Source organism: Rhodococcus sp. NPDC077669 (assembly GCF_040686915.1).
In the GTDB taxonomy this organism is placed as follows: Bacteria; Actinomycetota; Actinomycetes; order Mycobacteriales; family Mycobacteriaceae; genus Rhodococcoides; species Rhodococcoides fascians.
In genome coordinates this window covers 13,971-27,928 of record NZ_JBFBMD010000002.1, presented here as the reverse complement: position 1 = coordinate 27,928, position 13,958 = coordinate 13,971, and the positions used below count along the sequence as shown (strand labels likewise).

Annotated in this window: 15 protein-coding genes; 14 read left to right on the top strand and 1 reads right to left on the bottom strand. The window is 65.3% G+C overall.

Annotated features, from left to right (window positions below):
- Nucleotides 1-9 precede the first annotated feature (9 nt).
- From pgsA to pdxS, 5 genes are all read left to right on the top strand, one after another.
- Nucleotides 10-693, top strand: a complete 684-nt coding sequence (gene pgsA, locus AB0P23_RS02615) for a phosphatidylinositol phosphate synthase (protein ID WP_032400792.1) — start codon at nucleotides 10-12, stop codon at nucleotides 691-693.
- Nucleotides 690-1,595 carry a phosphatidylinositol mannoside acyltransferase gene (locus tag AB0P23_RS02610; protein ID WP_032372505.1) on the top strand — a complete coding sequence of 302 codons (906 nt, stop codon included), beginning with the start codon at nucleotides 690-692 and terminating at the stop codon, nucleotides 1,593-1,595. Before pgsA ends, AB0P23_RS02610 begins: the two co-directional genes overlap by 4 nt.
- Complete coding sequence (locus AB0P23_RS02605; protein ID WP_027496938.1) at nucleotides 1,592-2,716, top strand: glycosyltransferase family 4 protein; 1,125 nt, start codon at nucleotides 1,592-1,594, stop codon at nucleotides 2,714-2,716. Before AB0P23_RS02610 ends, AB0P23_RS02605 begins: the two co-directional genes overlap by 4 nt.
- Nucleotides 2,716-3,741, top strand: coding sequence for an NUDIX domain-containing protein (locus tag AB0P23_RS02600; RefSeq protein WP_032365079.1), 1,026 nt, complete (start codon nucleotides 2,716-2,718; stop codon nucleotides 3,739-3,741). Before AB0P23_RS02605 ends, AB0P23_RS02600 begins: the two co-directional genes overlap by 1 nt.
- Nucleotides 3,742-3,980: 239 nt before the next feature.
- Entirely contained in the window at nucleotides 3,981-4,856 is an 876-nt protein-coding gene (gene pdxS / locus AB0P23_RS02595; RefSeq protein ID WP_094652899.1) for a pyridoxal 5'-phosphate synthase lyase subunit PdxS, read from the top strand.
- A gap of 22 nt (nucleotides 4,857-4,878) precedes the next feature.
- Here pdxS and AB0P23_RS02590 read toward each other — a convergent pair whose 3' ends face one another.
- Nucleotides 4,879-5,532, bottom strand: coding sequence for a hypothetical protein (locus tag AB0P23_RS02590; protein WP_230593497.1), 654 nt, complete (start codon nucleotides 5,530-5,532; stop codon nucleotides 4,879-4,881).
- 40 nt (nucleotides 5,533-5,572) lie between these two features.
- On the opposite strand from AB0P23_RS02590, the gene AB0P23_RS02585 reads away from it, so the two are divergent.
- The 9 genes from AB0P23_RS02585 to secF all read left to right on the top strand — a co-directional run bounded on the left by AB0P23_RS02585 (nucleotide 5,573) and on the right by secF (nucleotide 13,956).
- Nucleotides 5,573-6,424 carry an acyl-CoA thioesterase II gene (locus AB0P23_RS02585; protein WP_027496942.1) on the top strand — a complete coding sequence of 284 codons (852 nt, stop codon included), beginning with the start codon at nucleotides 5,573-5,575 and terminating at the stop codon, nucleotides 6,422-6,424.
- Nucleotides 6,421-7,023, top strand: a complete 603-nt coding sequence (pdxT, locus tag AB0P23_RS02580) for a pyridoxal 5'-phosphate synthase glutaminase subunit PdxT (protein WP_032400791.1) — start codon at nucleotides 6,421-6,423, stop codon at nucleotides 7,021-7,023. The genes AB0P23_RS02585 and pdxT overlap by 4 nt, the downstream gene beginning before the upstream one ends.
- A gap of 88 nt (nucleotides 7,024-7,111) precedes the next feature.
- Nucleotides 7,112-7,870, top strand: coding sequence for a YebC/PmpR family DNA-binding transcriptional regulator (locus AB0P23_RS02575; RefSeq protein WP_027496944.1), 759 nt, complete (start codon nucleotides 7,112-7,114; stop codon nucleotides 7,868-7,870).
- A 106-nt stretch (nucleotides 7,871-7,976) separates the two neighbouring features.
- The gene (gene ruvC, locus AB0P23_RS02570) at nucleotides 7,977-8,594 is read left to right on the top strand and encodes a crossover junction endodeoxyribonuclease RuvC (protein WP_363796749.1); all 618 of its coding nucleotides are present in this window, start codon (nucleotides 7,977-7,979) and stop codon (nucleotides 8,592-8,594) included.
- Nucleotides 8,591-9,196 carry a Holliday junction branch migration protein RuvA gene (gene ruvA / locus AB0P23_RS02565; RefSeq protein WP_032372502.1) on the top strand — a complete coding sequence of 202 codons (606 nt, stop codon included), beginning with the start codon at nucleotides 8,591-8,593 and terminating at the stop codon, nucleotides 9,194-9,196. Before ruvC ends, ruvA begins: the two co-directional genes overlap by 4 nt.
- Before the next feature lie 54 nt (nucleotides 9,197-9,250).
- On the top strand, nucleotides 9,251-10,279 hold the full coding sequence (gene ruvB / locus AB0P23_RS02560; protein ID WP_045841916.1) for a Holliday junction branch migration DNA helicase RuvB: 1,029 nt from the start codon (nucleotides 9,251-9,253) through the stop codon (nucleotides 10,277-10,279).
- A gap of 138 nt (nucleotides 10,280-10,417) precedes the next feature.
- A complete protein-coding gene (gene yajC, locus AB0P23_RS02555; protein ID WP_027496947.1) occupies nucleotides 10,418-10,843 on the top strand; it encodes a preprotein translocase subunit YajC in 426 nt (141 codons plus the stop codon).
- 160 nt (nucleotides 10,844-11,003) lie between these two features.
- On the top strand, nucleotides 11,004-12,773 hold the full coding sequence (gene secD / locus AB0P23_RS02550; protein WP_032365084.1) for a protein translocase subunit SecD: 1,770 nt from the start codon (nucleotides 11,004-11,006) through the stop codon (nucleotides 12,771-12,773).
- A 1-nt stretch (nucleotide 12,774) separates the two neighbouring features.
- Nucleotides 12,775-13,956 carry a protein translocase subunit SecF gene (gene secF / locus AB0P23_RS02545; RefSeq protein ID WP_032372500.1) on the top strand — a complete coding sequence of 394 codons (1,182 nt, stop codon included), beginning with the start codon at nucleotides 12,775-12,777 and terminating at the stop codon, nucleotides 13,954-13,956.
- Nucleotides 13,957-13,958: the final 2 nt, after the last annotated feature.

Below are 13,958 nucleotides of genomic sequence, written 5' to 3'. Positions count from 1 at the left end.
GCGTGCGGCGTGCTGAGCATCTTCGGCCGTGCGCCGGTCTCGAAGTTGACGGCCCCGTTGGGCCGCGCGCTCAACAGCACCGGCCTGACTCCGGACTCGGTGACCGTCATCGGCACGGTCGTCACCGTGACCGCTGCGGTGACGATGTTCCCTGCCGGCTACCTGTGGTGGGGCTCGATCGTCATCACCCTGTTCGTTCTGTTCGACATGCTCGACGGCGCGATGGCTCGCGCACGCGGAGGCGGCACCAAGTACGGTGCCGTTCTCGACGCGACGTGCGACCGCGTTGCGGACGGTGCGATCTTCGGCGGCTTGGCCTGGTGGGCCGTGTATTCCGAGAACGACAAGCTACTGCTCGTTGCCACTCTCGTCTGCCTGGTCACCTCGCAGGTCATCTCGTACGCCAAAGCGCGCGCCGAGGCCAGCGGCCTGTCCGCGGACGGTGGTTGGATCGAACGACCCGACCGCCTCGTCATCGTTCTGGTCGGGGCCGGGCTCACCGGTGTCGGAAGACATTTCGACATACCGTGGCTGGACAGTCTCATCTATCCCGCAATGTGGATTCTTGCCGCGCTGAGCATCGTGACCGTGTTCCAACGAGTGCTCGCCGTCCGCGGATCCGAGGGTGCCCGCGACATTATCGTGCCGCCGGCTCCATCGGTCTCCGACGACGGCGGTGTGGAGCCGACATGAATCTGTCGGAACGCGCGTCCGACGCCGGGTACGCCGCGGGGTGGCGTCTCGTCCGGTCGTTACCCGAGGGTGTCGCCCGTCGGTTGTTCGACCGCGGTGCCGACTTCGCCTCGTCCCGTAACGGCGGCCCGGATCAGCTGCGCCGCAATCTCGCTCGGGTGCTGGGGACCACGGCGGAGCAGGTCCCGGATGACCTGATCCGAGAGAGTGTTCGCTCCTACGCCCGGTACTGGCGTGAGGCATTCCGGCTGCCGTCGATGGACCTGGCCGCTCAGGCGGCCGTCATCGATCGATGCGTGTACGGCAAGGAACATCTCGAAGCGGCGCTCGGTGCCGGCAAGGGAGTGGTGCTCGCACTACCGCACAGCGGCAACTGGGACATGGCCGGAATGTGGTTGGTACGGACGCACGGTGGCCTCTCGACCGTGGCCGAGAGGTTGAAGCCGGAGTCGCTGTACCAACGCTTCGTGGCGTATCGCGAGAGCCTGGGATTCGAGATCTTTCCGCTCAGCGGCGGCGAGCAACCGCCCCTGCTCGCGTTGTCCGACAGACTGCGCCAGAACAAGGTGGTCTGCCTGCTCGGCGAACGAGACCTGGCCAAGCACGGAGTACCGGTGACCTTCTTCGGGGAACCGACACGAATGCCGGCAGGTGCGGCCAAGCTCGCCATCGACACCGGTGCCACGCTGCTCCCGGTACACGGCTACTTCGACGGCGACGGTTGGGGATTCGACATCTCGCCCGCGGTGGACGTCTCGCAGGGAGTAGCCGCTGCGACTCAGACGGTTGCGGATCATTTCGCCGCCGGAATCCGCGCTCATCCCGCCGATTGGCACATGCTGCAGCCGCTGTGGATGAGCGACTGGTCGGCAGAGCGCCGGGCCCGAATCGAGGGCACATGAGAATCGGCATGGTGTGCCCGTACTCGTTCGACGTGCCGGGCGGAGTGCAGGCCCACGTCCAGCAGTTGGCCGAGGTCTTCATCGAGCGCGGTCACCGGGTCAGCGTTCTGGCTCCCGCCTCGGACGGCGTCGAGCTCCCCGAATTCGTGGTGTCGGCCGGAGAAGCCTTGGCCATTCCGTACAACGGGTCGGTCGCCCGGCTGCGATTCGGCCCGGTGACGTACTCACGGATCCGAAAGTGGATCTCGGAGAACGACTTCGACGTGCTGCACATTCACGAGCCCAATGCGCCGAGTCTGTCGATGCTCGCACTCAAGGCCGCGGACGGCCCGATCGTGGCCACGTTCCACACATCCACCACCAAGTCTCTCGTGCTCAGCACGTTCCAGGGCGTGCTGCGGCCCTATCACGAGAAGATCAGCGGTCGGATCGCCGTGTCCGAGTTGGCGCGGCGATGGCAGGTCGAGGCGCTCGGGTCCGATGCGGTCGAAATTCCGAACGGAGTCGACGTGCCGGCGTTCGCCGACGCAGACGTGCTCGACGGCTATCCGCGTCCGGGCCGGACAGTGCTGTTCCTGGGCCGCTTCGACGAACCGCGCAAGGGAATGGCCGTGCTGCTGGGCGCGCTACCGGCCCTCGTCGAATCTCACCCCGACATCGAAATTCTCATCGTCGGCAGGGGCGACGAGGACAAGCTTCGCAAGGAAGCAGGCGCGCTGGCCTCGCATCTGACCTTCCTCGGCCAGGTGGACGACGCCACGAAGGCTTCCGCGATGCGTAGCGCCGACGTGTATTGCGCCCCCAACCTCGGCGGCGAAAGCTTCGGCATCGTTCTGGTGGAGGCGATGGCAGCCGGAACCCCCGTGGTGGCAAGCGAACTGGACGCGTTCCGTCGGGTCCTACGCGACGGCGCATGTGGCCTGCTGGTTCCGATCGACGATTCTGCGGCACTCGCGGCAGCGGTCACCTCCATTCTGTCCGACGACGCCGTCCGCGAGCGTCTCGTCGACGCCGCCTCGGCGGCCGTGTCCACGTACGACTGGCCTGTCGTCGCCGAACAGATCCTGCGCGTGTACGAGACGGTCACCCTCGGCGGACAGAAAGTGCGAGCCGCGAGCTGATGACACTGTCTGCCGTCACCATCCTGGTACTCGGACTGATCGCGGTTCTGATCCTCGTCGTCGGGCTGTGGGCCTACGGAACCGCCAACCGACTCGATCGGCTCCACGTTCGCACAGACCTCGCCTGGCAGGCCCTCGATGCTGCACTCGCGCGCCGAGCCGTCGTCGCGCGAGCCGTGTCGGCCGCCACCCGGGGCTCGGTGTCGTCGAGCAAAGAGCTTGCTGCACTGGCAGATCGAGCCGAACGCGCCGACCGGTCGCAGCGGGAGGAAGCGGAGAACGCGGTGTCCATGGCACTCGCCGTTGTCGAACCGGCCGCACTGCCACCGCAGCTGGTCGCCGAACTCGCCGACGCCGAAGCACGCGTATTGATCGCACGACGCTTCCACAACGACGCCGTCCGAGACACCCTCGCTCTACGGGTACGCCGTCCGGTCCGGTGGCTGCATCTCGGCGGCACCGCCGCCCTGCCGTCGTACTTCGAGATCGCGGAGCGCTCGGCCGCGGCAACGTTCGGTAGTGAGACTCGGGCGACGCCGCGTACCTCTGCGCGGGTGGTGTTGCTCGACGAGCGTGGCCGTGTCCTGCTCCTGCGTGGACACGACCCCACGGTGCCCGAGACGTTCTTCTGGTTCACCATCGGAGGTGCGGTCGAAAAGGGGGAGTCCCTTCGCGAGGCAGCGGTACGCGAAGTGCACGAGGAGACCGGCCTGACCGTCGACGCGTCCGACCTGCGCGGACCGCTGTGGCGTCGAGTTGCGACCTTCCCGTTCAACGGAACGTTGATCCGGTCCGAGGAACTGTTCTTCGCGCATCGGACGCAGGAGTTCGAGCCCGAGAGTGCCGGGTTCACGGACTTCGAGCGACGAACCGTCACCGGGCATCGCTGGTGTACCGAGGCAGACATCCGGGCGCTGAGTGCGGTCGGCGAAAACGTGTATCCACAGGATCTGGCCGAACTTCTCGACGAGGTCAACGTAGCGCTCGCGCGACGCGGCGACCCGGACGTCAGGGCCATCCGCTGACAATCTGGACCTTTCCGACCAGTCCAGCAATCGTCAAGTGGTTATGGGAAACGACGCGGTAGCGGCCTACAGTTCTGGGCGCGTCGCCGCGCCGGCCCGCCCCTTCGCGGGCAGGGCAGCGGCTCTGCGCGAAGATCCGGACTGCCGAGAACACAGGAGTTGGCTTGAGTACCCCACACGCCCCCAATTCGCCCGCTGCTTCCACTGGATCCGCTGACGGCGGGTCCAACGAGAACGGAATCGGCACCGCTCGCGTCAAGCGCGGTATGGCCGAGATGCTCAAGGGCGGCGTCATCATGGACGTGGTCACCGCAGACCAGGCGAAGATCGCCGAGGATGCCGGTGCCGTTGCCGTCATGGCGCTCGAGCGCGTTCCCGCCGACATCCGCGCGCAGGGCGGGGTGTCGCGGATGAGCGATCCGGACATGATCGACAGCATCATCTCCTCGGTCAGCATTCCGGTGATGGCCAAGGCCCGCATCGGGCACTTCGTCGAGGCGCAGATCCTGCAGAGCCTGGGTGTCGACTACATCGACGAGTCCGAGGTCCTCACCCCGGCCGACTACGCCAATCACATCGACAAGTGGAATTTCACCGTTCCGTTCGTGTGTGGTGCCACCAACCTGGGTGAAGCACTGCGTCGAATCACCGAGGGCGCAGCCATGATTCGCTCCAAGGGCGAGGCCGGCACCGGCGACGTCTCGAACGCGACGACCCACATGCGCAAGATTCGCGACGAGATTCGTCGTCTCACATCACTTCCCGAAGACGAGCTCTACGTCGCGGCGAAGGAATTGCAGGCTCCGTACGATCTCGTCGTCGAAATCGCCCGTGCCGGAAAGCTGCCCGTCACGTTGTTCACCGCCGGCGGTATCGCCACCCCGGCCGACGCAGCGATGATGATGCAACTCGGTGCCGAGGGAGTGTTCGTCGGATCGGGAATCTTCAAGTCCGGCAACCCGAAAGAACGTGCCGAGGCAATCGTCAAGGCCACTACCTTCTTCGACGACCCGGATGTCCTCGCCAAGGTCTCCCGTGGACTCGGCGAGGCGATGGTCGGCATCAACGTCGACGACCTGCCCGTCGCACACCGTCTCGCCGAGCGCGGTTGGTGACCGTCCTCTTCCGGTTGCGTAGCTACTGACTGCGTTCCAGTGCCGGGCGGTCCGGATGGTCCCACCGGACCGCGAAGTCCGGCCGCTCGGCGTACTCGTCGATCGAGTCGTAGTACTCGAGCAGTGCCGTGCAGGTCCATTGGTCGGCTGTGTCGGTTCTCCGACGCAGCGCACCCTCGGACAACCGCAACTGCACTCGAAGATCGACGTCCAGTCCTCGGCCCAGCAGCATCGGACCGGCAATCAGGACTATGTGATTCGGCGCGGCCTCGACGGTACGAGCGCGGGCGGATCGATCGGTTGCCTCATCCCACAGACGCGGCAGATAGTGACCTCGGCCACCGGCACGCAGTGGCGCGATGACCTCGCGTATCACGGCATCGTAGTCGAACCACACAGTGCGGTAGCTCAATTCGTCCGTTCGCGAATACTCGAATCGAATGGACGCCGGCCGGACGTAATCGTGCAGGTCGACGACGTCGGCACGCCTGCCCTGTGCGCGGGCGTGTTCGGCTGTGCGAGAGGCGAAGTCGACCGGCTTCGCGGCGTCGGCACCGTCGACGACAACGATCGTTCGCGACCCGGCGGGGCACGCATCGACGATCGACCTGGTCAGAAGATCGGGAAATATCGGTATCGGTTGACCCACACCGACCATCTTGCCTGGTCCACTCATTGTTAGCCTGAGCCGTTGTCACAGAAAGGTGGACACAGCCATGGCCAGCATCGAGGACATTCTCGAATTGGAACGAATCGAGAACGACATCTATCGGGGACGCACGTTCCCGAGCCGGCTGCCGCGGACGTTCGGCGGCCAGGTTGCCGGCCAGGCGCTCGTCGCGGCCGTGCGCACCGTGGCACCCGAGTTCCGCGTGCATTCGCTGCACGGCTACTTTCTCCGGCCGGGTAACCCGAACGAGCCGGCCGTGTTCATGGTCGATCGTATTCGGGACGGCCGGTCGTTCTGCACCCGTCGAGTGACCGGAATTCAGCACGGCAAGGCCATCTTCACGATGTCCGCCTCGTTCCACGGCGACGACGACGGGATCTCCCATCAGGACCTCATGCCCGAGGTGGTCGGACCGGAATCGTTGCCCGACCCGACCACTCTGGCGGAGTACGACACCTCCTACTACAAGGAGTGGTCCGAATGGGACATCCGTCTCATTCCCGACGATCAGACCGTCAAGCATCCCAGTTTCGCTGCGCAGCAACGGGTCTGGTTCAGGTACCGCGACACGCTGCCCGACGATCAGGTGTTCCATGTCTGCGCGCTCGCCTACATGAGCGACATGACGCTCATCGGATCGGCCAAGGTGCCGCACCCGGACGCCGTCACGCAGACGGCCTCCCTCGATCACGCGCTGTGGTTCCTCAGGCCGTTCCGAGCGGACGAATGGCTGCTCTACGACCAGACGTCGCCGTCCGCTGATTTCGGACGAGCACTGGCGCAGGGGCGAATCTTCGACATCTCCGGTCGTATGGTCGCCGCCGTCGTCCAAGAGGGACTGATGCGCTTCGAGCGGGACACCTCGAAGCCACACGTCGATCCCTTCGGATTGAAGTGACGCCGCCGACGATCGGCGTACTCGCACTGCAGGGCGATGTTCGCGAGCACTTGGCCGCGCTGGAGTCGAGCGGTGCGCACGGAATCACCGTGCGGCGGCCGGACGAACTCGCCCAAATCGACGGGTTGATCATTCCCGGTGGCGAATCCACGACGATGAGCACCCTGCTCGGTGTCTTCGATCTGCTCGGGCCGCTGCGCGCTCGTCTGGCCGACGGTATGCCCGCGTACGGATCGTGCGCGGGGATGATCCTGTTGGCGTCGGACATCCTCGACACCAGGCCCGACGCGGAACACCTCGACGGTCTCGATATCACCGTGCGCCGCAACGCTTTCGGCCGACAGGTCGACTCGTTCGAGACCGATCTCGAATTCGCCGACATCGAGGGCGGACCGATGCGCGCAGTGTTCATTCGCGCGCCCTGGGTCGAGCGTGTCGGTGCGGACGTCGAAGTACTCGCCACCGTCCCGAACGGGCCTGCTGCGGGCCGTGTGGTGGCCGTGCGCCAGAACCGAGTGCTGGCCACCAGCTTCCATCCCGAGGTCACCGGAGACGATCGAGTGCACCGACTCTTCGTGGACATGGTGCGCAGCGCGTAGAAACCCGTAATCGCCGGTTGGGGCGGAGCGATGACACGGGCGAGTAAAGTCGACAACACCGAATTCGAGCAGGAAGGGGCTCTATCGCATGAGCGGCCACTCAAAATGGGCCACCACCAAGCACAAGAAGGCGGTGATCGACGCCCGACGCGGCAAGTCGTTTGCCAAGCTCATCAAGAACATCGAGGTGGCGGCCCGCACGGGTGGTGGTGACCCCACGGGCAACCCGACGCTCTACGACGCCATCCAGAAGGCGAAGAAGACGTCGGTTCCCAACGACAACATCGAACGTGCGCGCAAGCGCGGAGCCGGCGAAGAAGCGGGCGGAGCCGACTGGCAGACCATCATGTACGAGGGTTACGGCCCCAACGGTGTCGCCATCCTCATCGAGTGCCTCACCGACAACCGCAATCGTGCAGCAGGCGAAGTTCGAGTAGCAATGACTCGTAACGGCGGAAACATGGCCGATCCGGGTTCGGTGTCCTACCTGTTCTCACGCAAAGGCGTCGTGACGCTCGAGAAGAACGGACAGAGCGAGGACGACGTGTTGATGGCGGTCCTCGAGGCCGGTGCCGAGGAAGTGAACGACAACGGCGACACGTTCGAGATCGTCAGTGAGCCGACCGATCTGATCGCAGTGCGTACCGCACTGCAGGACGCGGGCATCGACTACGACTCCGCGGAGGCGAGCTTCCAGGCTTCGGTCAACGTCCCGGTGGACGCAGACGGAGCGCGCAAGGTCTTCAAGCTGATCGACGCCCTCGAAGACAGCGACGACGTGCAGAACGTCTGGTCCAACGTCGACCTGTCGGACGAGGTCATGGCCGAACTGGACGACGAGGACTGACCCGGTCCGTTTGCTCACGGTGATCGACCGGGTGTCGTAGCCCTGATCCGTCGGTGCGCTCCGCTACGCTATCGAACAACAGTTCGTAAGCGGAAGGTGTGGTGACGTGCGGGTGATGGGTGTCGACCCCGGTCTCACCAGGTGTGGGCTCAGTTTGATCGAGGGAGGCGTCGGTCGCACAGTCGTCGCTCTCGACGTGGATGTGGTCCGGACTCCCGCCGACATGGATCTCGCGCAGCGTCTGCTGCGGATATCCGAAGCGGCGGAATACTGGCTCGATACACACAAGCCGTCGGTCGTGGCAATCGAGCGAGTGTTCGCTCAGCACAACGTACGGACGGCCATGGGCACCGCGCAGGCAGGCGGCGTCATCGCACTGGCTGCGGCCCGGCGCGGTATCGACGTCTGCTTCCACACTCCCAGTGAGGTGAAGGCAGCCGTCACCGGCAACGGTTCGGCCGACAAGGCACAGGTCACCGCCATGGTCATGCGCATTCTCGGGCTGCAGACCGCGCCGACTCCCGCTGATGCCGCAGATGCGTTGGCTCTGGGTATCTGTCACTGCTGGCGCGCCCCGATGATCGCCCGGATGGCCAAAGCCGAGGCGATGGCCGCCGAACAGAAGCGCAAGTACGACGCGCGTCTGGCCGAGGAACGCAAAGCTCGCGCCGCCGTGGCGCGCAAAATCGAGAAACTGGCCAAGAAGGAGGCGAGCGCACGGTGATCGCATCCATTCGCGGGTCGGTGATCGACATCGCTCTCGATCACGCAGTACTCGAGGCGGCCGGTGTCGGATATCGCGTCAATGCCACACCGGCGACGTTGGCGACGTTGCATCGGGGGAGCGAGTCCACTCTGCTCACCACCATGATCGTGCGCGAGGACTCGCAAACGCTGTACGGGTTTCCCGACAAGGAATCACGTGAGCTGTTCGAGCTGCTGCTCACGGTTTCCGGAGTCGGGCCACGAATTGCGATGGCCACGCTTGCGGTACACGAACCCGACTCCCTGCGAACAGCATTGGCGGACAGCGACATCGGGGCCCTCACCAGAGTTCCCGGTATCGGCAAGCGCGGGGCCGAGAGGATGGTGGTCGAGCTACGCGACAAGGTCGACGCCGTTGTCGGCCGCGCCGGCAGTTCCGTGGTGCCCGGTTCCGGGGTCGGCAACTCGATGCGCGATCAGATCGTCGAAGCCCTGATCGGTCTCGGATTTCCGGCGAAGCAGGCCGAGGAGGCCACCGACGCGGTACTCGCACAGCAGCCCGAGGCCACGACGTCCACCGCACTGCGGGCCGCGTTGGCGTACCTCGGTAAGTCCAGGTAGGTCGGCGTGACCGAGGACGACGAGTTCGGGGAATCCCAGGTCGGTGCGGAGGCCATGTCCGACGACCTCGACATCGAGACCAGTCTGCGTCCGAAGAACCTCACCGATTTCATCGGTCAGCCTCGGGTGCGTGAGCAACTGCAGCTGGTGCTCTCGGGGGCGAAGATGCGCGGCGGCACCCCCGATCACATCCTGATGTCGGGTCCGCCCGGCCTGGGAAAGACCAGCATGGCGATGATCATCGCCGCGGAACTCGGCACCTCACTGCGGTTGACCTCCGGGCCCGCCCTCGAGCGTGCGGGCGATCTGGCCGCGATGCTCAGCAACCTCGTCGAAGGGGACGTGCTGTTCATCGACGAGATTCATCGGATCGCCCGGCCGGCCGAGGAAATGTTGTATCTGGCCATGGAGGACTTCCGTGTCGACGTGATCGTCGGCAAGGGGCCGGGAGCGACATCCATTCCCTTGGAGGTCGCCCCGTTCACTCTCGTCGGTGCGACCACCCGGTCCGGCGCGCTCACCGGACCGCTGCGCGACCGCTTCGGGTTCGTGGCGCACATGGATTTCTACGAGCCGAGTGAACTCGAACGAATTCTGATGCGATCCGCCGGGATTCTGGGTGTCCCCATCGACCGTGACGGCTGCGCCGAGATCGCAGGACGCTCGCGTGGCACACCCCGAATCGCGAACCGACTGCTGCGCCGAGTTCGCGACTACGCGGACGTGCGCGGGGACGGCACCGTCACCCAGGACACCGCCAAGGCCGCGCTCGTGGTCTACGACGTGGACAAGCTCGGACTGGATCGCCTCGACCGTGCCGTCCTCAGCGCGCTGATCCGAAGTTTCGGCGGGGGACCGGTGGGAGTGTCCACTCTCGCTGTCGCCGTCGGCGAGGAGCCCTCGACGGTCGAGGAAGTGTGCGAGCCGTTCCTGGTGCGGGCCGGGATGATCGCCCGTACGCCGCGCGGTCGCGTCGCCACTGCCGCCGCCTGGCACCACCTCGGTCTCACCCCGCCACCGGATCTCGCAGTCGGGGGAATTTCGGTGCGATCGGCCGAGGTCCAGCAGGGATTATTCGAGTGAAACGGCCGCAACACGAGACGAACGGACCGAGCGGGCCACAGGTGATGGCACACTGGGTAGCTGCGAGGCCCGCACCAGCGACGTTCTCGCACGAGACAATGACGATTATCGAACCGAACTTCGAGGACTGACCTTCCGATGGATTTGCTGTTTCCGCTGCTGATCGTGGCCCTTCTGGTACCGCTGTTTCTCAACGCGCGCCGACAGAAGAAGGTGCTGGCCAAGACCACGGAAATGCAGGACTCGCTGAAGGTCGGCGACGAGGTCGTCACCACCGCAGGCCTGTATGCACGAGTGGTCCTGGTCGAGGACGACACGATCGACCTCGAGATCGCCGACGGCGTCATCACGACGTGGTCACGCGCCGTCGTGCGTGAGGTTCTGCCCGACGACACCGAGTTCGACGACGGCGAGTCGGACGAGAACACCTTCGATTCGGTGCCCGGCGCCGGCACCGCTGCGGTCGGCCCCACCGAGCCGGCAGCTCCGTCGCTGCACAAGGACGTCGGGAACCCCGCCGACGAAACCGTCGAGCAGACGACGAAGCGCCTCGAAAAAGAGTGACGTAGCGAAGATCCGAACCGCTGTCGGAGACACAATCCGGCAGCGGTTTCGTCTGCGGTGAGCGTCGTGGTGCACAATCGCACCGCCCGCCGCTGACACAACGAGGCGCGAGCCAACAGGAACAGACACTTTTCCACCGCCCAGAGGAGAATCACACACCGTGGCACCTTCCAGCGGATCGGTGCATCCCGCCCGCTATCTCGCCGTCTTCGCGGTGCTGATGGCGGCGGTGTATGCCCTGGTCTTCTTCACCGGAGACAAAGACCCCTCGCCGAAGTTGGGAATCGACCTGCAGGGCGGCACGCGAGTGACGCTGACTGCACGCACGCCCGACGGAAATGCGCCGTCGCAGGACAGCCTCAAGCAGGCGCAGCAGATCATCGAGACCCGCGTCAACGGTCTCGGCGTGTCCGGTTCCGAGGTGGTCATCGACGGCGACAATCTCGTCATCACGGTGCCCGGTGACGACAGCTCTCAGGCGAGAACTCTGGGGCAGACCGCTCGACTGTTCATTCGTCCGGTGGTGGGGTCGGTTGCACCATCCGCAGGCCAGGCGACGCCGGGTTCTCCGCAGACTCCGACGGACCCGGCTGCGCCGGCAGATCCGGCGACAGCCGTCGATCCTGCTGCTCCGGCGGCTCCGCAGAGTCGGGTGTTTCCGGCGCAGGATCCGACGACGGTCGACCCGACCCCCGCTCCGACAACCGGTGCTCCGGCCTCGGACGCACCCGCGACGGACGCCCCGACCTCGAGTGATCCCGCCGAAAACGCGTCGCTGTCCGACGCCGATCGGGCAGCCCAGGAGATCGCCGACGCGAAGGCGCTTCGTCAGAGCGAGGATCAGCAGATACAGCAGCTCGCCATGCAGTCGCTCGATTGCAACGCCGCGGACCCGCTCGCCGGCAACGACGATCCTGCGCTCCCGCTCGTGGCCTGCTCCACCGACGGAACAGCTGTCTACCTTCTCGGTCCCACGATCATCGACGGTCAGCAGATCGCCGACGCGACGTCGGGATTCGACAACCAGCAGGCTCAGTTCCAGGTGAGCCTGACGTTCGATTCCGAGGGGTCGAACACCTGGGCGCAGTTCACGGCTGCGAACCTGCAGAAGCAGGCCGCATTCGTACTGGACTCGAAGGTGATCAGCGCGCCGGTCATTCAGGGTGCCACTCCCGCCGGTAGTGCCACGTCGATCACCGGCAACTTCAACGCGCAGAGCGCTTCCGAACTGGCCAACACGCTCAAGTACGGTTCGCTGCCACTGTCGTTCGTGTCCTCCGAGGCCGAAACGGTCTCGGCCACACTGGGATTGGCGTCACTCGAAGCAGGCCTGATCGCCGGTGCCATCGGCTTGGCCCTCGTGCTGGTCTACTGCCTGCTGTACTACCGAGCCCTCGGCCTGCTCACGGCTCTGTCGTTGGCGCTGGCCGGGCTCGTCGTCTACGGCATCCTGATCCTGCTCGGCAGGTGGATCAGCTTCACCCTCGACCTCGCCGGCATCGCCGGCCTGATCATCGGTATCGGCATGACCGCGGACTCTTTCGTGGTGTTCTTCGAACGCATCAAGGACGAGATTCGCGAGGGCCGCAGCTTCCGGTCCGCAGTGCCCCGCGGTTGGGCCCGCGCACGCAAGACCATCCTGTCCGGCAACGCGGTCAGCTTCATCGCCGCTGCCGTTCTGTACGTACTGGCAGTCGGTCAGGTGCGCGGCTTCGCGTTCACCCTGGGACTGACGACCATCCTCGACGTCATCGTCGTGGTGCTGGTGACGTGGCCGCTGGTGAATCTGGCGTCGAAGTCGAAATTCTGGTCCAAGCCGTCCGTCAACGGTCTCGGCGCGGTCCAGCAGATCGCGCTCGAACGAAAGCGCGCCGCCAACAAGGCAGTCGCCGTCAAGACCGGCGCCGCGTCGCCGTCGAAGGAGGCATGACATGTCCGATACGGCCACCTCGACCCCATCGCCTCTCGACGATTCGAGCGTCGACCAGTCCACGCAGCCCAGGCACAGTTGGTTCTCTCGTCTCTACACCGGCACCGGTGCATTCGAGATCGTCGGACGCCGCAGGTTCTACTACGTGCTGACCGGCGTCATCGTGCTGATCTGCCTGCTCAGCTTCCTCGTGCGTGGGTTCACGCTCGGTATCGACTTCGAGGGCGGCACCCGCATCGCATTGCCCGCCGCGGACAACATCTCCACCGAGCAGGTCGAAACCGTCTACAACGACTCGCTGGGCATGCCCCCGGTGTCCGTCCAGACGGTCGGCTCGGGTGCCGCGGCCACGGTGCAGATCCGTTCCGAGGCGCTCGATCCAGCCGAAGTCGACACTCTTCGACAGGCGCTGTTCCAGTCCTTCCAGCCGCAGGACAACTCGGGCACCGCAACGCCCAATGCCATCAGCGTCTCCGACGTGAGTGAGACATGGGGGAGTCAGATCACCCAGAAGGCTCTGATAGCCCTCGCGGTGTTCCTGGTGATCGTCAGCATCTACATCGCCATCCGATACGAACGAGACATGGCGCTGGCGGCCCTGGCCGCATTGGGCTTCGACCTCGTCGTCACCGCGGGCGTCTATTCACTCGTCGGCTTCGAGGTGACCCCGGCCACGGTGATCGGTCTGCTGACCATTCTGGGCTTCTCGCTGTACGACTCCGTCGTGGTGTTCGACAAGGTGGAGGAGAACACCCGAGGCATCTTGAACCTGCACCGCAAGACGTACGCGGAGCAGGCCAACCTCGCCGTGAATCAGACTCTGATGCGATCGATCAACACGACCGTGATCGGTGTTCTGCCGGTCATCGCATTGATGATCGTCGCGGTCTGGCTGCTGGGCGTGGGAACGCTCAAGGATCTCGCTCTCGTGCAGCTCGTCGGCATGATCGTCGGTGCCTACTCGTCCATCTTCTTCGCCACGCCGCTGTTGGTGACCCTGAAGGAGAAGTGGGGCCCGGTCGCGGTCCACACTCGCAAGGTCCACTCCAAGCGTGCCGACGCGGCGGCGCGCGCCGCCGGTCTCGCACCCGAACCGGTGGCCGTCGGCGTGGATGTCAGCAAGGCGTCGGCACCGCAGCCCGGCAATCGCCCCACTGGGAAGCGGAACAAGAAGCGCCGATAGCG

What these genes read in the sequence shown, in the direction of transcription:
- AB0P23_RS02610 (WP_032372505.1), top strand. Translation starts at nt 690, where the DNA reads ATGAATCTGTCGGAACGCGCGTCCGACGCCGGGTACGCCGCGGGGTGG.
- AB0P23_RS02605 (WP_027496938.1), top strand. Translation starts at nt 1,592, where the DNA reads ATGAGAATCGGCATGGTGTGCCCGTACTCGTTCGACGTGCCGGGCGGA.
- AB0P23_RS02600 (WP_032365079.1), top strand. Translation starts at nt 2,716, where the DNA reads ATGACACTGTCTGCCGTCACCATCCTGGTACTCGGACTGATCGCGGTT.
- AB0P23_RS02590 (WP_230593497.1), bottom strand. Translation starts at nt 5,532, where the DNA reads ATGAGTGGACCAGGCAAGATGGTCGGTGTGGGTCAACCGATACCGATA.
- AB0P23_RS02585 (WP_027496942.1), top strand. Translation starts at nt 5,573, where the DNA reads ATGGCCAGCATCGAGGACATTCTCGAATTGGAACGAATCGAGAACGAC.
- AB0P23_RS02575 (WP_027496944.1), top strand. Translation starts at nt 7,112, where the DNA reads ATGAGCGGCCACTCAAAATGGGCCACCACCAAGCACAAGAAGGCGGTG.
- ruvB (WP_045841916.1), top strand. Translation starts at nt 9,251, where the DNA reads ATGTCCGACGACCTCGACATCGAGACCAGTCTGCGTCCGAAGAACCTC.
- yajC (WP_027496947.1), top strand. Translation starts at nt 10,418, where the DNA reads ATGGATTTGCTGTTTCCGCTGCTGATCGTGGCCCTTCTGGTACCGCTG.
- secF (WP_032372500.1), top strand. Translation starts at nt 12,775, where the DNA reads ATGTCCGATACGGCCACCTCGACCCCATCGCCTCTCGACGATTCGAGC.